The sequence below is a fragment of the Bifidobacterium [indicum] DSM 20214 = LMG 11587 genome (assembly GCF_000706765.1).
GTDB lineage: Bacteria > Actinomycetota > Actinomycetes > Actinomycetales > Bifidobacteriaceae > Bombiscardovia > Bombiscardovia coryneformis.
Genome location: NZ_CP006018.1, coordinates 220,139 through 239,612 on the forward strand (window position 1 = coordinate 220,139; position 19,474 = coordinate 239,612).

Here is a 19,474-nt window from a genome sequence, read left to right on the forward strand (position 1 = left end):
GTGGCGAATCAGGACCGGATCAAGGGCTATCCCAACATCAGATTAGAGGTATACCGTACCATTGCACCCTGCAGTCGACCCGCAGGATGAAACAAATTGTTTCACGCTGGTAGTGAATTGTAGGTGCACCAGCCCTGTCGACGGTGAGTAGGGCTGAGTGATGCCGCCAGAACGAGTGGTTGTAGCCGGAGCCAAGTCGTAATGCCGAATGAGGGGCGGATGGCCCCGGTCTGGCCGGTATACCCGTATCGGCTGGAATCGGTAGGCCTACACGTGCTGCAGTTCGCCAGCGGCGTCCTTATCCAGAAGCCAGAGCGTTTGTTCGGTGCCCCGTGCGAAGGAAGAGGGGACGTGCGGATTATCCACGCCTGCCAGGGCCTGGCTCACCGCCCGGGCTTTTTCCTTGGTGGAAGTGAAGAGCCAGACCTTGGGTGTCCGGCGGATGAACGGGTTGGTCATGGTCAGCCGGAGCGGGGGGAGCTTGGGGGAGTGGCTCACTCCGACCACCAGCTTGCTCTCGTCGGTAATCAGGACCTCGGGTCGGTCAGGGAAGAGCGAAGCGTAGTGTCCATCGGGGCCTACCCCGAAGACGGCAAGGTCCATGTGTCCGTCAGGGCCGATTTCCTTGATGATCTCGTCCTGGTAGGACTGGGCGGCCCGAATCAGGTACTCCTCGTTTTCCTCGTCGGTCGCGGAGGCAACCTGCTCGGGGGTGCGGGGGTCGGCGGGCATCTCGTGAATATGCCCCTCGGCCAGTGCATTGCCCTCACTGAAGACGTCCTTGTCGAAGCACTGTCGGGCCTGCAGGGAATTGCGTTCGCCATCCTCTGCGCTGATGAACCGCTCATCGCTCCACCATAAGTGGACCTTGCTCCAATCCAGCAGGTCCTTCTGGGGGAATGAGGCCATCTTGAGGTATATGTCCACGGAGTCTCGCCCGCCGGTCAGGGCCACGTCGACCCGTCCCCTCCTGGCGATGACATCGCCCATTTCCAGCACCGCCCGGTAGGCCACGGCACTGTTCATCGCATAGGTGTCCTTATAGACGATGACTTGACGCTCGTTCATACGATTCTCCTTATGGTCATTACCGACCGTGCGCGGGTTCCGGCTGCCTGAATGAATCAGGGTTGGTCCTGGCTGTTGTGGTCGACCATGGGCCAGCCCTGCCGAATCACGTCCTGATAGACCTCGTCGGGGTCGAGACGGCCAAGTTCCTCGCTCATGCAGTCCACGGCCGTGCGCAGAGGCATGGAGATGGCCTGGCTGGCCTGGCCTGGCTGGTTGATCCTGGCCTGGTCCGTCTTGTGTCGTTCCATGCTCATGGTCCCGTCGCTGCGCTCGAAGTACACGCCTGTGATGGCACGGGCTTCAGGGTCCCGTTCCACGCTTACCGGCACATGGAGTTTCAGGGCCAGCCATGAGGCCAGGAGCTCCAAGGGCAGGTAGTGGGACTGGCCGGTCACCCGTGCGGAGGTGATGGGCAGGTGGGGCGGCTGGTCGACCATGGAGGCGAGCAGAGCCCGCCAGATGGTGGTTCTTGTCCAGGAAAGGTCCACGTCCTCCGCGCCGGAGTGCTCCAGAAGCGAGGCGAAGGCGGCCTGGCGGTCATCGGATCCCATCACATCGGTGATGCGGCTGGTTGCCATGGCCCCGATGGGGTCCTTGGATGGGTCCTGTGGCGGGTTTCCGGGCCACCAGACCACCAGGGGTGCATCAGGAACCAGGAGGGGGATGACCAGGGCATCGGAGTGGTCCAGGAGCGCTGTGACCGGCTTCAGCACCACCACTTCGCCCGCCCCGGCGTCCGAGCCGAACCGTATTTCGGCATCCAGGGTGTGCTCACCCCCGTGCTCGGTGGCCTTGTAGGAGATGCACTCGTCATCCGGGTCGATCTGACGGGCAGGCGCGGATTCCTCGGGGCCCGGCTCTGCGGTCGTGTGCCCCTCGGCATCGGTCACCATGGCAATCACCCGGCAGGGGTGTTCCCGACTGGCTGAGTTGATGGTCTCCAGGGCGGTTTCCAGATGGGGGCCATCGGTGATGATGACCAGGGTCAGCACTCTGCCTTGGGCGGCCTCGCCTCGTTCCACATGGAGTTCATCAATCTCGCGCGCTATTGCGGAGGTTGTGGTGTTGTTCAGCCTGACAATCATGGCATCCTCCAATGGTATCCATCTCGGGCGAGCATCCGGTCGGCCTCTTCAGGACCCCAGGTACCGGCCCGGTATGGCTGCGGTTGACCCTGCCCGGACCAGAATTCCTCAATCGGATCGAGGATCTTCCAGGAGAGGTTGACCTCCTCTGTGGTGGGGAAGAGGGGCGGGTCTCCCAGGAGTACATCCAGAATCAGTCGCTCGTATGCCTCCGGGGAGGCCTCGGTGAAGGACCGACCGTAGGAAAAGTCCATGTTCACATCCCTGACCTCCATGGCCGATCCGGGGGTCTTGGCACCGAACCGCATGGTGACGCCCTCGTCGGGCTGGACGCGTATCACCACGGCGTTGGCGCCGAGCTCCCTGGTCGCCGTGGCCTCGAAGGGGAGGTGGGGGGCGCGTTTGAAGACCACCGCGATTTCGCTCACCCGCTTGCCCAGCCGCTTGCCCGTACGCAGGTAGAAGGGGACCCCCGCCCAGCGTCGGGTGTCAACATCCAGGCGGATGGCGGCATAGGTCTCGGTGGTGGAATCGGGGCTGATTCCCTCCTCATCCAGGTAGCCGGCCACATGCTGTGACCCCTGCCAGCCGGCGGCGTACTGCCCTCGGGCGGTATGGGCGGCCAGATCCTTGGGCAGGCGGATGGCCGAAAGCACCTTGGTCTTCTCGGCGGTCAGGTCTTCTGCCGCGAATGACACCGGCTCCTCCATGGCGGTCAGGGCCATGAGCTGCAGGAGGTGGTTCTGGATCACGTCACGGGCGGCGCCGATACCGTCGTAGTAACCGGCCCTGCCGCCGATGCCCATGTCTTCGGCCATGGTGATCTGTACATGGGATACGTAGTTGGAGTTCCAGACCGGCTCGAACATCATGTTGGCGAAGCGTAGGGCGAGCAGGTTCTGCACGGTCTCCTTGCCCAGGTAATGGTCGATCCTGAATACGGAATCGGGCTCGAACACCTCGGAGACCACCCGGTCGAGTTCCTTGGCCGAGGCCAGGTCGCGGCCGAAGGGTTTCTCTATGATGACCCTGCGCCAGGCGCCCTCCTTGGAGTGGGAGAGGCCGGATTCGGCCAGCTGGCGGGCCACGATGGGGAAAGCCTTGGGTGGTACCGACATGTAGAAGGCGTGGTTGCCGCGTGTACCGCGCACCCTGTCGAGTTCGGAAACCGTGGCCGAGAGGTGCCGGAAGGCCTCCGAATCGTCGAAGGTCCCCTTGACGAACCGCATGCCCTGGCTCAGGTGCCGCCATGTGGACTCATTGAAGGGGGTCCGGCAGTATGCTCGTACGTTCTCCTCGGCGAAGGAGGCAAAGGCCTGATCGTCCCAGTCGCGTCGACCGAATCCGATCAGCCCGAAACTGGCGGGCAGGAGGCCCCTGTTGGCCAGGTCGTAGACGGCCGGTAGCAGCTTCTTCTTGGCCAGGTCGCCCGTAACACCGAAGATGACCAGCGAGCTGGGACCGGCGATACGGGGCATGCGCAGATCGCGCGGATCCAGCAGTGGATTATGCCAGGGTTCCTGCATGGATGGACTGCCGCCGCTGTGGGCGGAATCCTCCATGGGGCGCCGGTTGGGTGTAGTGGCCATAGTGCTCCTCATGAATATGTGCTCACCAGTCTAGTATTTGCTCCCCCAAGGGAAAGGATATGTTCGTGAATGTAGGGCAACAGTCGGTAAAGTCACATTTCCCGGCCGACCTCCCTAGAATGGTCCTTATGGTTCCGAATGTTGAAATGGCCGAGGCGCTGCACCGCAAGGTGGCCCCCTCGCAGGCCGCCTACGATCTGATACACACCCACTGCTCGATAATCTCCACCATCGCCGTGGGAATCACCGATCGGGTCAATGCCCTTTTCCTCAAACAGTGCACCCTGCCACAGGATGCGCCCGAGCGTGACCCGGCACATGGCGGGGGAAGCATCCCGCCCCGTCTCCTCAACCGCGACCTGGTGCAGGTCGGTGCCCTGCTGCATGACATCGGCACCTACCTGATACTCAAGGATGATGGTGCCGAGGGCCGCCCCCTGACCTTCCAGGGTGAGCGCTACATCCAGCACGGCCTGGAGGGATACAGGCTCCTCATCGACGAGGGGGTCGACGAGTCCGTGGCCCAGTTCGCCCGGAACCATACCGGGGTCGGGCTGACCCGTCGGCAGGTCGAGGAGGAACATCTGAACCTTCCTCCTGACGATTACGTACCCGTCAACCTGGAGCAGGAGGTGGTCATGTACGCGGACAAGTTCCACAGCAAACGCCAGCCTCCCATATTCGTCTCGGAGGCCACGGCCGCCAGGCGCACCGCCAAGTACGGACCGGACAACCTGAAGCGTTGGCAGGACCTGGTCGCCAAGTACGGGGTGCCGGACCTGAAACCCCTCGCCGATCACTACGGCATGGAGATTGTCTGAGACTTAGGCCTTGCCCCAGTAGGACCGATACCGATTGCGGAATTGGTCGGCCATCCAGGGATCCGGATTGTAGGGGACTGCGCCCGCAAGGTGCGTGCCTTCGGGTCTGCGTCCGGCTGCGATGGCGGCCAGAAATCCGGCCATGCCCGCCTGTCCGTAGTCATAGGGGGAGCAGCACCAGGCGGGATTGACCTCCAGCACGAACGGGTGCATCAGCTCGGGCGCCCGGTTCGGAGAGGAACTCGCAGGGAAGGCCAGGTCGATGCAGACCGCGTCCATGCCCCCGAGTGCTGCCGCGTGAACGGCTGTCTCCTCGGCCGGCGCACGCAGGTTCGGATCGAAGGAGGCCTCATCGAAGACCGTGATGATGTCGTGGTCATCCGATCCGATATGGCGGCAATATCCACTGGAGGCCACGGCGCGACCACCCAGGACCACCACCCGCCACTCCTGGTCGATGTCATCAATATGCCGGCTGATTTGAATCCGTGCATCATCGGGAGCCTCGGCCAGGTCCTGGCGCAGTTGAGACAGAGTCCGGCGTGCGGCACGGAATGCCGGTACCCTGCCGCCGGCAATCTGGGACCAGGGTCGGTCCCCCAAGCCTGCGGGAGGGTGCCGCCACTGCCGAACCTCTCCGGCGCAGGCCACCATGACCCTGCGCCCCAGCAGACCCTCGCCCAGTCCGCCCAGACAGTCGGCTGGCGGGGCCATCAGGGTCATGGGAGGCCGCCCCAGGGATTCCAACCAGGCGTTTTGCGCAATCAGCAGCCCGGGGTCTATCCAAAGGGCGTCATTGTCGCCCAGGTCCCGCGTCGGCGCCAGGCCATCATGCCGGACCAGGTCCCAGGCGGTATCCGAGGGGAGGGCCTGGCGGATGGTCCGGGCAATCCACCCGTCATGCGAAACGACGTGGCAGGTTGACCGCACGGCGGTACCGGGCCCGGGTGGGAGCCTGTTCGGCTCAGTCGACGATGAAGCGATCGTCGTAGGTCCACTCCTCGGCCGTATCGGTGCTGTCGGAGGTGACGATGACCACAGAGCAGTCGTTTCGGCGCGAGACCTTCTTCAAAGTTGCCAGGATGGTGTCCCAGTCTCCGGGTTCCAGGCCTTCGGTAGGTTCGTCGGCAATCAGCACATCGCACTCGCAGCACAGGGCGCGGGCCACGGAGGCCAGACGGTAGTTCAGGCCGTCGAGGTCCTTGGCGGGCTTGGATTGAAGGTTGTCGGGGAACCCGACCCTGTCGAGCATGTGCCGGGCCAGGTTGTCCTTGGGGCCCAGGAAGGTCCTTCCGCTGGCGTCCATGGTGTAGACCAGGTTCTCCACAGCGGTCAGGTCGTCCCTTAGGGCGTCGGTGCCGAATATGACCCCGATCTGGTGTCCGCGGTAGTCCGAGGCCTCCAGCTGCCGCAGGTCGGTGCCTCGGAAGAGCACGTTGCCCTCGGTGGGTGCGCGGAGCCCGGTCATCAGGGCCATCAGGGCGGCCTGCTTGGCGGGTGACCTGGTCACGACCGAGTAGAGGCGGCGCATCTGGAAGTCGAGGTTCACGTCATCAAGGATCAGCTCGGTCTGCCCCTTGACCTTTCTGGTGAACTCCACATGCCTCAGGGAGAGTACGGGGTATCCGCCGGGTACCAGGACGGTCCCGTCCATCTGCCCGAGGAGGGGGTCTTCGGCCGTGTCCGTATCCTCGTCCCCGTCAGGGGCCTTCTGCTCGATGACCACATCAAAGGTCATCTCCTCCACGTCCTCTTCGGGCGCCCCAGCAGCCTCAGCGGCATCCGACTCTTCGCGGAGCATGTCCTCGTCCATCTCGTCCTGGTCGTCACGGTCCTGCTTCTGGTCGCTCATGCGCGCTCCTCCAGGTCGTTGGTGTACAGCTGTGAGGTCTTGAATGCAGCCACCCGTAGGGAGGCCACCAGGGCCATGACCGCACAGACGGCCATGCCGATCAGTGCCACCCGCCAGACCAGGCTGATGTCGGCCGCGACGGCCAGCTTGCCCAGGTCGAACCTTGCCTGGATCAGCGGCTTGCTGACCAGTGCTCCCAGCCCCAGGCCCAGTCCCAGACCGGGGATGGAGAGGAGGAGGGTCTCCAGGGCGAACTGCCATCCCAGGCGTGCCTTGTGGATGCCGATGGTCACGGCCATTCCGATTTCGTTCCTACGTGATTTCAGCATCAGGAACAGCGAGACCAGAAGAATCAGCCCGCCCAGTATCGAGACAAGGATGATGCCGGTCCTGGCCTGGTCGGCGGCCTGGTGCACGGGCTGGAGCTGCTTCTCGTACCGGTCCAGGCTGGGTGAGGATATGTCGTATTTGGACTCCTTGAGCCCGTTTTTACGCATGGCCTTGATGAACTCTCGGTAGTCCGAGGGGGAGGAGAGCACAAAGGCCACATGCAGGTCATGCCCTTCGGATCCGGGTTCGCTGGCCGTATCCAGCTCAAGATTGGCGAAGACCGGGTAACCGGTGTAGATGGTGTCGTATGCGGACTCGGGTACGGACCGCTTGCCGTAGGTGTAGATTCCACCCACCTTCACCTGGGTGGTCAGGTCGGTCTTGAAGGGGTTGGTCAGCGACACCTTGTCGCCCACCTTGGCCTTGTTGGCCCTGGCGGTCTTTTCGGATATCAGGATTGATTGCACACCGGAGTTGTCCTGGGAGGTGTAGTCGATTCCCTTGCCTTCGATTATCCGGAAGGTCCCGTAGGGCAGGCTGGGTTCGGCATCCTTGCTCGAAATTCCCAGGACCGAGAAGGTCCCCTTGGTGGTGAGTCCCTCGACGTCCACCCGCGAGGTTTCGGTGAAGTAGGCCTTGTACTGCAGGGTGGGCTGGAGTTGCTGTGCGTACTTGGAGTACTCCTCCCAGCCCAGGGGCTTGGCCTTGGAACCTTTTTTGGGGGTGATGACCGCATCGGCCGTCTGGGCCTCATAGCCGCTGGTCCTGGCCGTGCGGTCGATCTTGACCACGGTGGCTCCGACCAGGGTCAGGGCGGCCACAGCCAAGCAGGCCAGGAAAAAGACGAGGCTGCGGGCCAGATGCCGCCTGATGGTGAGCCAGGCGTTCTTGAGAACGAACATTGCACCCTTCCTGATTAGCACCCGGATGCGGTCGGGGCCGACCGCCCGGGGTTCGGGTCGGTCCCTCAGGTCAGGGCGGCCAGGGGTACCGATTCGCCGAATTCCAGTCTAGCGAAAGACGGTGCCAAGAGTAGGGAGTCAATCATGGAGAAAGCTGAATGTCTGCTGAACAAAGTCGGGCGCCCGCCCCTGGCTGGGAATCGCTTCCCGCAGGGGCCGGACGCCCGGAAGATGGACGAAGGCCGGACCTGGGTCAGGCCTCCTGATCGTCCGCGTGAGAGAATCTACGCACCTTCAGCGAGATGACCAGGGCGATGACAATCAGGACGATGGTGAACCAGATGCCATAGTGGGTCCCGTTGGTGAAGGCCGCGGCCTTGTCGGTGGTACTTGCGTGGGATTCGCCAATGGCCAGGAGCGAAGTCGCCACAGCCGTCGCCACTGCACCGACGATCTGCTGCATGGTGTTGATGATGGTGCTGCCGTCGCCGGACTGGGCACCGGTCAGGGAATTCAAGGCATAGGTCTGAGCCGGTGACATGGCCAGGGGGCAGCCGATCATCAGGATGACGTGGGCCGCCACCACGAAGAGGGCCGGGCTGTTCGGGGTGGCGAAGAGCAGCATGACGCCGCCGATCAGAGCCACGATGAAACCGACCCTGACGGGGATACGGGCGCCGAATCCGTCATAGAGCCTGCCTGCGAACGCCGAGACCAGGGCGTTGATGACCCCTCCGGGGAGCATCAGGATACCGGTCATGGCCACCGGCAGGAGGAGTCCGCGCTGGAGGAACTGGGGCAGGATGTACATGGACGAGAGGATGACCGCGAAGTCCAGCATGACCAGGGTTGCGCCATAGCGGAAGGCCGGGATGGAGAAGATGCGCAGGTTCAGCACGGGGTTCTCCATGCCCAGCTGGCGGCGCACATAGAGCACCAGGGCGATGATGGCCACAACCAGCACAGTCAGGGTGACAAGGGAGTCCCAGCCGTACTTGCTGGCCAGGCTGACACCCGCCACGAGGCCGCCGAAGCCGATGATCGATTCCAGAATGGAGAGGAAGTCGGGCTTCTGCCTGGTGATGGTTCCCACATTCTTCAGGAAGAAGATGGCGAAGATCAGGGCAACGACCAGGAAGGGGGTGAAGAGCCAGAAGACCCAGCGCCAGGAGAAGCTGCCCAGGACCAGGCCGGTCAGGGTGGGGCCAATGGCCGGAGCGAACATGATGACCAGGGCGCACATGCCCATGACCGTGCCCAGCTTGGCCGGGGGGAAGATCAGCATGGCCACCGTGAACATGAGCGGCAATATCAGACCCGTGCCGATACCCTGAATCAGCCTGCCGGCAAGGAGGATGCCGAAGTTGGGTGCCAAAGCGGAGATAACAGAGCCCACCAGGAAGGCGGCCAGCCCGAAGATTACGGTCTGCCGGGTCGTGAACCACTTGGAAATCAGGCTGGAGAAGGGCAGGACGATGCCGATCACCAGCATGTAGCCGGTGACCAGCCACTGGACCGTGGCACCGGGTATGTGCAGGCTCTCCATCAGGTTGGGCAGGGCGATGTTGAGCGAGGTCTCACTCAACATGCCCACGAATGCGCCTATCATCAAGGCGGCGATGGCGGGCCAGGGGTGGTCGACCTGGACCCTCGATTGTGTCGGGGCTGCAGGCTTGGACGGTTCTTCCAATGTTCCTCTCCTTCTCAAAGCAAACAGGTTGTCATATTAGGGAGTGAAACGACTTTTCGTAAGTCGGCATGTCTATTGAAGCCCCGGGCTTTTCCTGAGAACGCGTGGGCAGGGCGCTGAATCACATCGCCGCCGAACGGAGGAACTCCGTGACCTCTGACGGGTTCCTATCCGGCCAGGTAATTCCTCCACCCTCCATGGCGCTTCAGGAAGAGATTCGTCAGGAAGATGGAGGTTCCAAGAAGGGAGGCTCCCGCCAGCAGCGATCCGATGATGGCCTTGGTTGGATCTCCTCCTGCCAGCGGCAGTTGGTAGGAGGACGCTACGATGGTGAAGGTGGCGTCGTTCATGCTGTAATCGACATCGAACCACTTGGTGCCCACGTGGTTCACATCCAGCTGGCTGACGATGTGGGCCTTTCCCCGTGCACTCAGTCTGACCTGGTAGGTCCCCACCGCGGTGGCCCCCTCGCCCAGAACGGTACCGTCATCCTTCTGTACCTGCAGATCGCCTGAGGTCAGGGAGAGGTTGGCCGGGTAAACGGTGGTCCCATCGGTATCGTAGATGGTCACGGAGTACTTCCCGGTTTCGGGTTTCAGCATCTCCCCGGTCCTTGCTACGGACGAGCTTCCGGTGAGCTTCGCCGTGAGATGGTGCGTGACGTTGATATTGGCATCGCCGATTAGAAGAGCACTGGTGCTCCCCCTGGGGTATCTGAACTGGACGTGCCAGGCACCCTCCCCGTTCAGCGTCTGCGACATGTTGCTGTGATCCGGGCTGCTATTGGACTGCACCACGCCTTGGGGGTTGGTCAGGATGATGTCGAGGTCGTCGAGGGTCAGGTGGTTTCCGTTCCCATCCGTGGCCGACATGAGGTTCTCATAGGGCGTCCACCTGGCTCCATAGGAGCTGTAGGAGTCACGGACCCTGATTCTGTCCGCGTTCAGATATACCTGGTAGTAGCCATTGAAGACGGACCGCCCGTTCATCTCCATGTCCCAGGCGAAGCGGAAGCTGCTTGTGCCATGTGGAACGGTGAACTTCCCGTCCGTCGGGGAGTATGAGACCCCGGTGGAAGACCACACGTTGTTGGGATTGATATCGATATGGTCCAGCTTCTGTCCGGCGACATCGGTTTCGCCGAAGAGCTCACTAAAAGTGATGCTGGGCTTGTTGGGAGCGAAGTAGATGGTGGCGTTCTCGATATTGGCCGGCGAGGTGCCACTCAACCGGGCCGAGGGGAGAAACAGTTCGGAGATGTTGTTGTAGTCGAAGGCATGGTCGCCGATGCTGACGGGTTTGGTGGAATGCACCGATGTGATCAGGTTGCCCACGAAGGCGAGTTGGCCGATGTTGGTCAGGTTGTCGGGGAATATGAGGTCCTTGGAATTCGCGCCCCCCATGATGCGGTTGTAGGCGAAGGCGGAATTGCCGATGGTCTGCAGTGCGGAGGTGGCCGGTAGATCCAACCTGCTGATGAGATTGCCGAAGAAGGCTCTGTCGGCGATGGTCTTCAGGTTTGGCGGAAGGGTGATGCTGTTCTGGATCCTGCCGTATATGAAGGCCTCCGTGCCGATGCTGGACAAGGAGTCCGCCCCGCTCATGTCCAGCTGAGTCAGGTTCGATATGCTGCCGAAGGCGTTGTCGCCGATGGTCTCCACCTTTGGGGGTATCGCGACCGAGGTCAGGTGGGTGTTCCAGAAGGCGCTCTTCCCGATGCTGGTCAGGGAGGTGGCCTGGCTGAAGTCAACGGTGGACAGTGCGGATGAATTGTTGGGGCTGTGGGAAAAGGCGTTGTCGCCGATGGTCTTTACCTTGCCGGGGATGGCTACCGAGGTCAGACCGGATCCGTAGAAGGCGTAGGCTCCGATGCTGGTCAGGGAGGTGGCCTGGCTGAGATCGAGGGTGTTGAGCCTGTTGGCGTGGGTGTCATTGTTGAGGAAGGCCGAGTTCCCGATGGTTTCCACCTTGCTGGGGATGGTGATTGAAGGGATGTCGCTGTATGCGAAGGCCTGTTCGCCGATGGTCTTCAGATTTGAGGACAGGTGGATGTCGGCGATCTTCGTGTTGTAGAAGGCTTCGGTCTTTATGGTCTCCACCGTGTCCGGCATGCAGAGATGGTTGATGACAAGGCTGCCGGGTTGATATATCAAGGCCTGTTCGCCGATGGAGGTCACCGTATAGGTGTTCCCGTTCTTGGTGAAGGTGCCGGGCAGGCGGACCTCGCCTCCGGCCGGGATCCACCCCCAGTTGGGAATGTACTTGCCGAGTTCGGCGGTTTTGTTGGCCTCGCTGGTGATGGTCCAGTTCCACTTATCGGGTTCGGCCGCGACGGTGCATCCACCGTCTCCGGAGGTCGTGGTCGTCTGGGTTTCCTGGCTCTGTACCTGGTTTCCCTGCTCCTGCCGGGGTTGTGGGTTCGGGGTCTGCCCTGATGTCTGGGTCGGTGTTGACTGGTCCGGTTGCGGCTGGCCAGGTGATGGCTGACTCGAGGTCTGTGTCTGCTCAGGTGTCTTCGTGCCGCCGGCTTCGTCTGCCTGGGCGCTCTGCGGCACGCCCAGGAGCGTGAGTGTGCCCAGTAGGCCGATGACCAGCAGATTCGTTATACAGGTCTTGGCGCGGGACGTAAAGTCCCCAGAAGACAGGGAACCGCAACCTGTCCCTTTACCGCCCAACCTGTATGTCATCAGTCCTCATCTCACTACCCCTACACCCTGCTGCAGGCTCCATGCGCACAAAGTGATCAGGGACTGCTTCCACCTTATAATACGAATCCCGAAAAAGAATCAAAAAAAGACGAAAAGTCCATAGATAGTCCGTAAGACCCAACGTGTGGTTCCAACTTCCTTTCAGGCTCTCAGATTGCAATTAAGGGGCGGCAGGACATCCTGCCGCCCCTTAATTGCATGCCCTTCCGGGTTGTTCTACTCCCGGGGCCTCTTCAACTGTCGTTGCCTTGCCGCGGCAGCCGCCATGGTCAGCAACCCTACGACCAGCAGGAGGACGATGCCGATGCCGCCTGCGTTTGGGAGCCTGGCAGTGTGCTGGTAGGTGTAGGTGTTGGAGGTGTCGTCGGGTTGGGGGTACCCGGCGATGGTCCACTGGATGCGGGCGGTGGTCGATCCGGGTTCATGGGCAGGTGTGGTGATCTGCCAGGTGCCGTCGGGTTGTTGACGGATGTTGGTGCTGTCCTGCCCGTCGAAGGAGATTCGGGTGGGTACTCCGTCGGCTGGAATGGTGATGGGGGTTGCTTCGGTGAGGTCGGCGGATCCGGCTCTTGTGCCACCCTGGTGGTTGGTGTTCTGCCCGAATCCATAGGCCGTCCCGCTGGTTCCGATGGCCAGGCTGTGGTCACCTGCGGCGCTGATGGCGCGGGCGGTGAGTGCCTGATTGGGGGTATCAGGGTTCTTGGCCTGTGCGGGTTGCTGTGAAGCGCGCCCGTCGGCGAGCTGGCCGTGGGTGTTGTCGCCCCATCCGTAGACCACCTGATTGGTTCCGATGGCCAGGCTGTGGCTTCCCCCTGCCGCCAGCTGGGTGTAGGCGAACCCTTCGGGTGCGCCCTGGGGGAGCGGTACCTGGACGGGTACGGTCTGGTCTCCGCTCAAGGCAGGGGTGGTCTGTCCGCTGTTGTTGCGGCCCCAGGCCCAGGCGTGTCCGTCCTCGTCCAAGGCCAGGGCATGATAGGCACCTGCGCTGATCTGGGTGAAGACGGGGGCCTTGTCGGCTCCTGCGGGTGTGGCAATGGGCCCGGGCAGTCCGCTTCCGCTGCTCGTGCTGCCTTGGCCGAGCCTGCCGTTGGAGTTGGATCCCCAACTGTATACCTGCCCGTCATTACCGAGTGCCAGGGCGAATCCGTCTCCAGCGCTGATGCGGGTGTACCGGAATTCCGGTGCGGCTCCGGTTGGGGCGGCGACCCGGACGGGCAGGGCGGAGGAGGTGCTGGTGCCGTCGCCGAGGCCGTTGGTGTTGGATCCCCAGGCGTAGACGTTGCCGTCGCTGCCGAGTGCCATGAGCTGCTGACCGCCGACTGCGACCTGCGTATACCGGAATTCGGGTGCGGTTCCGGTTGGGGTGGCGACTCGGACGGGCAGGGCGGAGATGGTGCTGGTGCCGTCGCCGAGGCCGTTGGTGTTGGATCCCCAGGCGTAGACGTTGCCATCAGAGCCCAGGCCGATGCCCATGGATTCACCGGCCTGGACCTGGGTCCAGGTGAATCCGTTGCCTGCTCCGGTCGGAGTGGCGACTCTTACGGGGGTGGACCGGTCGGTGCGGGTCCCGTCGCCGAGCTGACCACTATCGTTGGATCCCCAGGCGTAGGCGTTGCCGTCTGAGCCGATGCCCAGTGAGTTTCGACTTCCTGCGCTGACCTGGGCCAGGCGCATGCCGCCTGGTGCGGGAGGGGTCAGGGTGACGGTCTCGCCGCCGGAGTCAATGCCATGATCCGGACTCAGCGTCCAGTGGCCGGGCTGGTGCCAGTGGGCGGTAAGGGTCATGTCCCGGTCGATGGGCTGGGTGAAGTCGTAAGCCGTATCTCCGTCAAACCATCCGTCGAACACATGGTCCGCTCGTGTGGGGTCGGAGGCGGGCCGTGACGTGGTCCCATCCTCGTCCACTGTGGCATCGGGAGGGACGGGTGTCCCTCCGTTGGTGTCGTAGGTGACGGTGTACCGGCTCGGGGCATAGGTGTAGTCCAGGTCGGTGTCGGGTTGTGGTTTGCCGTTCAGACTCCATCGGATGGTCAGGGGTACCTGGCCGGGCCGGTGCTTCCTCGCTGGTGCAGTGACCTGCCAGGAATCGTCGGTTTGTGGGCTGGGGTTTCCGCCAGGTCGAGCCCCGAATGCGGTCGAGGTGACCTGCAAGGCGGGGAAAGTGGTCTTTCCGGGTCTGGATCGGGGCGTGTCGGTTCCTTCGCCGAGCTGACCGTGGGTGTTGTCGCCCCAGGTATGCAGGGTACCTGCCGAGTCGATGCCAAGGGTGTGGCTCATCCCCACTGCGGCCCGCTTCCATGTGAAGTTCGCCCGGCCCGGGGTGGTGATGGCGACTGGCAAGATCTTGTCGGTATTGGTGCCGTCGCCGATCTGGCTGTTTGTGTTGCTTCCCCAGGTGTAGAGAGCTCCAGTGGAGATGATGGCCTGCGAGGTCTGACCCCCGGCGGAGACTCTCAAGATATCGGCACCGTAGGGCAGATTGGACTTGGTAGGCAGGGGGTTGTCGGCCTTTGCAGAGTAACTACCGATTTGGCCGTGCCGGCCGGAGCCGAATGCGTACACGGCGGTGGTGTCGGCGGTGGTGTTGGTTGCGATGGCAAGGGTGTGGTCCTTGCCTGCGGCCAGATACAACCAGGTGAAGCTTGGGGGCGCGCCGGTCGGGGTGCGTACGGGAGAGGGGGTGGCCGTGGTGGTGCCGGTCTTATTGTCTCCCAGCTGGCCGTAGGTGTCGTCGCCCCAGGCGTACAGGGTGCCGTTGTTGGCTATGGCGAGGGAGTGATTGCCGCCGGCCTGTATCTGTGTGTAGACCAGCCCGGGCGGCGTACCTTTGGGCATCGGGCGTATTGCGGGTGTGCCGGTGGCGCTGCCTGCCGTTCCGCGTCCGAGCTGGCCGTAGGTGTCGTTGCCCCAGGTCCAGACGTGTCCGGTCGTGTCCAGGGCGATGGTATGGTCGTCGCCGGTATTGATCTGAGTGAATCGTGTATCGCCAGTGGAGGCAAGCCCGGGTGTGGAATCATCTCCGCCGACCGTTCCGCGTCCGAGCTGTCCGTCCGAGTTGTCGCCCCATGTCCAGATTCGTCCGGTGGTGTCGAGGGCTGCCGTGTGGTTCCTGCCTGCCGTCGCCTGGGTGAAGCGCACATCCGCAGGTGCGGCGGTGCCGGTGGGGAGGGTGCGTCCGGTGTGGGTGCCGTCGCCGATTTGGCCGTGGGTGTTGTCACCCCACGCGTATACCTGTCCGTCACTGGAAACGGACACGGAATGGGAGCCGCCTGCGTTGATGCCGGCTAGGCGGGCGCCTAGTGCTCCGGAGGGGGCGGTGAGGGTTACGGACGTCCCGCCTCCGGTGGGGCCGGATGCGGGTGACCGTGACCAGGAACCGGGACGGCTCCATTTGGCCGTCACAGTGGTGTCTTCAGAGATGGGCTGGGTGAAATCGTAGGCCGCTTCGCCCTGGAACCATCCGTCGAACTGGTATCCGGCACGGGTCGGATCCGTGTCAGGCCGGCTGGCAAGTCCCCACTCATCCACGGTCTGGACGATAACCGGGTCCCCGTTACCCGGGTCGAACCTGACCTGGTTCTTCAATGGCAGATATGTATAGGACAGGATTTCCACACCCTGGTTTAGATCCGTCCGTGTCCATGGCACCCGTAGCTCCACCTGTCCCGGCGAATGGGCAGGAGGGCGCGCAATCCAGGAACCATCCGTCTGTCGCGTCACCACGCCCTGGGCCGGTACTCCGTCGAAGGTGACGCTGGACAGGGTCAACGGCCACGGAAACCATACGCTAGCGGGCTCGTAAGTGGTAACTGGCCCCTTTGGACCGCGTCCGAGCTCGTCGGCTGCGTTGTAGCCGAAACCGTAGGTGGAACCATCGGAGCCGATGATCAGCGTGTGACCACTGTAGCTGGAGGAGTTTGCTTGTAGGGTGTGGTAGGAGAAACCGTCGGGTGCGTCCTTGGGTGTAGGTATGAGGGTAGGCATGGGCACGCCCTTGCTGTTATCGCCGGTGCTGGTGGAGATGCCCAGCTGTCCAGAGTGGTTGCGGCCCCAGCCCCATGTACCTGTGGAGTTGATGGCGACGGAAGAGAGATTTTGCGAGGCACTGATGTCGGTGACCCCAGACAGGTTATCGACACGTCCGGGCCTGCCGGCGGGGTTGGCACTGTCGGGTGTGCGACCTAATTGGCCATAACCGTTGAGGCCCCAGCTCAGGACGGTACCGTCTGAGGCAATGGCCAAGGAGTAATCACCTCCTGAGCTGACTTTCGTGAACTTCAAATCACTGTTGACCGGACGGGGGCCTGGTCCTGGCAATGAGTCAGTACTTCCGGCACGCCCGGACCGCTCGTCAAAGTAACCCCAGGTCCAGGCGGTCCCGTCGTCGGTCAGTGCTGTGGAGTGCCGGTCGCCAGCACTGATGGCAACGAAGGTGGCTCCACTGGACATTGCCACTTTTGCGGGAATACCGTATTCCGCGGAAGAGGCGTACCGTCCGAGCGTGTTCCAGAAGTTTTCTCCCCATGTCCAGATGTTTCCGTCCTGGTCCAAGATCACCGAAAAGTCTTGGCCGGCGCTGACGGCAATAAACGTTACGCCTGTCGGCACGGAGATTAAACCAGGCTTGTTGTTCGGGTTTGCAACGTCCGGTAAACGGCCGAGCTTGCCTTGACTGTTGTCTCCCCATGTCCAGACTCTGCCCTCGCTGTCCAGGGCCAAGGCATGTTTGCTGCCTGCGGATACCTGAGTGAATTTCACGCCTTCGGGCGCGGATACCTTCACAGGGGCGTTGGCTCTAGGCGATGTGGTACCGTCGCCCAGTTGGCCGCAAGAATTGGTTCCCCAAGCGTATACGTTCTGGTCGCTTCCCAGTCCCAACGAGAACCAACCGCCCGCTGCCACTTGGCTGAAGGCGATACGACTTGGTGGGTCAAGCCGTATATCATTGCCGCCTGTCCGCGGGCCTGAACTGGGATGGACAGACCACTGGCCGTTCCCGTATGTCCACCGGGCTTTCAACGTGATGGGGCTGGTAACGGGAGTGAAGAAGTCGTAGGCGACATCGCCCTGGAACCATCCGTCAAAGGTCCATCCATCCTCGGAGGGATCGCTTGGGCGCTGGGCTATGTCACCGACTACGACCTCCTGCTGGGGTATGGGGGCTCCGTGTTCGGATTGGAAGGTCACGGTGGTAGAGGTGCCGGTGTACGTGAACTGATGGCCGGTCTCGTCGGGTTGCGCGATGCCGTCGATGGTGGATTGAATGGTGAGGTCGACGGTGCCGGGGCTTTGCCTGGGGGCGGTGGTGTGCCACCCGTCGGCCCGACGGAACATGCCGGTTGCGTTGTTCTTGGCTCCGAATATGACGGTAGTGACCTCCCTGCTGATGTGTCTCCAAACCATACCCATCTTGAGGGAGCTTTTTATTTTGTTCTTGCCAAGCTCTCCAGCACCTTCATTTCCAGTGCCGTAGGCATTGCCGTCGGACCCGATTGCCAAGGTCCTGAAGTCGTTTTGGTTTGCAACATTAGGCGCGAAGCTGATGTACTTGAATCCGTCGGGAGCCCCATCGGGAGCAACCATGCGTGTTGGTGTGGCTGAGTCGGTGGTGGTGTTTATGCCGAGCTGTCCTTGATTATTCCGTCCCCAGGCCCAGCTCCCGATGCTGGAGGTGGCTGTTGAATATCGGGTTCCTGCGCTAATAACGCTGATGTCGGTCAGGCCGGGGACGGGCCCTGGTCGATTGGCCGGGTTGCGTGTTGTGGGCATGCGTCCCAGCTGGCCGTAATCATTGCTTCCCCAAGTTTGGAGGGTGCCGCCCGTGTCCACGGCCATGGAGTGATCTCCGCCGGCGCTGATATCTGTGAATTTCAGATTGGTATCGACCGCGGCGGGTGCGGTGCCGGTGTGGCCAATCCAGTCCCCGTAGGTGTCTGCCCAGGTCCAAACGGTCCCGTCAGCTGTCAGGGCCATGGAGTAGTTTCTGCCCGCACTGATGGCTGTGAAAACGGTATCTGCAGGGAGCTGCGCCTTACCAGGTATATCTGAGGGGTTGGAGCTACTGTTGGGGCGTGCAAGTTGATTGCCCCATGCAGGCCCCCAGGTCCAAACTTCGCCATTCTGGTCCAGAGCCATGGCAAAGTTTTGTCCGGCGCTGATGGAAGTGAATGTCACGCCTGTCGGCATGGTGACCATGCCGGGTCTGTTGGCGGGGTTGGCGGCATCGGGGCTGCGACCCAGTTTTCCATAATTGGCGTTACCCCAAGTCCATACCCTGCCCTGACTGTCCAGGGCCATGGAAAACATGTAGCCTGCGGATACCTGGATGAATTTCACGCCCTCGGGCATGGAAACCATTCGCGGGACCGTGGAGTAGGTTATGTCAACGATTCCCAGCTCGCCGTTAGAGTTGTTTCCCCATGTGTATACGTTCCCGTCGCTGCCCACCGCTACGGAGTGCGAATGGCCTGCCGAAACCTGAGCAAACCGATTCTGATCCGTGGGCAAACTCACCTGAACGTCGGTGCCGCCCCTCCAGGGTCCCTGGGTCGGGCTGATGGACCACTTGCCCCATTTGGCAGTAAGAGCCGTGTCCTTCGTTACCGGCCGGGTGAAGTTGTAGGCGACGTCGCCCTGGAACCATCCGGCAAAGGTCCACCCAGGCCGGGTGGGATCGCTGAGAGGCCGGGTGGCGGTCCTTCTGTCGGCGACCGTCTGGGCGGCAGGCATGCCTTGGGTGCCGGCCTCGGAGGTGAATGTAACGGTATGGCTGTCACCGGATCTGGCCGCCGGTTCACGGGATTTTGCGGCCTCCTGGTCTGAGTCCTCGCTTGACAGTGGATTGGGAGTCGCCAGCTGGGATGGTCCGGAATCGGATTGCGGGGTGGCAGTGGTTGACGATGGTGCCGGTTCAGCGGGCCGTGAGGCAGACGGTGTAGGGAGCGGTGATGAAGGCGTATCCGAGGGAGACAAGGTGGAACCCTTGCCGGGGTTCAGGGTCTGAAGACCTGTGTCTTCTCCCGTCCGGGACAGTACGGACTGGTCCGCCGACTGTGCGTCAGCCGGGTCGGAACCTGCCATCAGACCAACCCCCATGGCGGCCAGGACGGCAAGCGCGCCTATGATCGGCCTGGCGATGTGCCTGGATACGCTGTTATTGTGCATAGCGAGAACTCCCCAATAATCCCGCCTCTTGCAACTGGGAGACTATCGGTCTCCGCACTCGCCACCCCAATGACGAGTCAGCACAAAAGGTGGTCCCCCCCTCATGATGAAACTTCCAAAGACCATATCATACGGCGACAAAGAAAACATATGGTTTTTTCAGAATCATCGGTGTGTCTCGCTTGGTAGACTCGGAACGTTGTCTGTGGGCTCTTGGAGAGACGAGAAGTCTTGCCCCCTCTCCCCTAAGTATGATGGTCAG

Annotated in this window: 10 protein-coding genes; 1 reads left to right on the top strand and 9 read right to left on the bottom strand. The window is 62.2% G+C overall.

What is annotated here, in order from left to right; translation table 11 throughout:
* Nucleotides 1-267: 267 nt before the first annotated feature.
* Genes pgl through zwf form a run of 3 tightly spaced genes read right to left on the bottom strand, consistent with a single transcriptional unit; the run spans nucleotide 268 to nucleotide 3,718 of the window.
* Nucleotides 268-1,068 carry a 6-phosphogluconolactonase gene (pgl, locus tag BINDI_RS00755; RefSeq protein ID WP_033491313.1) on the bottom strand — a complete coding sequence of 267 codons (801 nt, stop codon included), beginning with the start codon at nucleotides 1,066-1,068 and terminating at the stop codon, nucleotides 268-270.
* A gap of 56 nt (nucleotides 1,069-1,124) precedes the next feature.
* Entirely contained in the window at nucleotides 1,125-2,156 is a 1,032-nt protein-coding gene (locus tag BINDI_RS00760) for a glucose-6-phosphate dehydrogenase assembly protein OpcA (RefSeq protein ID WP_033491336.1), read from the bottom strand.
* On the bottom strand, nucleotides 2,153-3,718 hold the full coding sequence (gene zwf / locus BINDI_RS00765) for a glucose-6-phosphate dehydrogenase (RefSeq protein WP_169742263.1): 1,566 nt from the start codon (nucleotides 3,716-3,718) through the stop codon (nucleotides 2,153-2,155). Before zwf ends, BINDI_RS00760 begins: the two co-directional genes overlap by 4 nt.
* 146 nt (nucleotides 3,719-3,864) lie before the next feature.
* Here zwf and BINDI_RS00770 point away from each other — a divergent pair, with 146 nt between their 5' ends.
* Nucleotides 3,865-4,566 (top strand): HD domain-containing protein, encoded by a 702-nt coding sequence (locus BINDI_RS00770; RefSeq protein ID WP_033491338.1) that lies wholly within the window; start codon nucleotides 3,865-3,867, stop codon nucleotides 4,564-4,566.
* Nucleotides 4,567-4,569: 3 nt separating this feature from the next.
* On the opposite strand, the gene BINDI_RS00775 is transcribed toward BINDI_RS00770, so the two are convergent.
* From BINDI_RS00775 to BINDI_RS00800, 6 genes are all read right to left on the bottom strand, one after another.
* On the bottom strand, nucleotides 4,570-5,496 hold the full coding sequence (locus BINDI_RS00775; protein ID WP_033491317.1) for an ATP-grasp domain-containing protein: 927 nt from the start codon (nucleotides 5,494-5,496) through the stop codon (nucleotides 4,570-4,572).
* A gap of 34 nt (nucleotides 5,497-5,530) precedes the next feature.
* Nucleotides 5,531-6,418: an ATP-binding cassette domain-containing protein gene (locus BINDI_RS07040; RefSeq protein WP_051875570.1), complete on the bottom strand. Its 888-nt coding sequence runs from the start codon at nucleotides 6,416-6,418 to the stop codon at nucleotides 5,531-5,533.
* Nucleotides 6,415-7,650, bottom strand: coding sequence for an FtsX-like permease family protein (locus tag BINDI_RS00785; RefSeq protein WP_033491319.1), 1,236 nt, complete (start codon nucleotides 7,648-7,650; stop codon nucleotides 6,415-6,417). Before BINDI_RS00785 ends, BINDI_RS07040 begins: the two co-directional genes overlap by 4 nt.
* Before the next feature lie 253 nt (nucleotides 7,651-7,903).
* On the bottom strand, nucleotides 7,904-9,340 hold the full coding sequence (locus BINDI_RS00790; RefSeq protein WP_033491321.1) for a DHA2 family efflux MFS transporter permease subunit: 1,437 nt from the start codon (nucleotides 9,338-9,340) through the stop codon (nucleotides 7,904-7,906).
* A gap of 167 nt (nucleotides 9,341-9,507) precedes the next feature.
* Nucleotides 9,508-12,027, bottom strand: a complete 2,520-nt coding sequence (locus BINDI_RS00795) for a leucine-rich repeat protein (RefSeq protein ID WP_033491322.1) — start codon at nucleotides 12,025-12,027, stop codon at nucleotides 9,508-9,510.
* Nucleotides 12,028-12,264: 237 nt separating this feature from the next.
* On the bottom strand, nucleotides 12,265-19,212 hold the full coding sequence (locus BINDI_RS00800) for an RCC1 domain-containing protein (protein ID WP_033491323.1): 6,948 nt from the start codon (nucleotides 19,210-19,212) through the stop codon (nucleotides 12,265-12,267).
* Nucleotides 19,213-19,474: the final 262 nt, after the last annotated feature.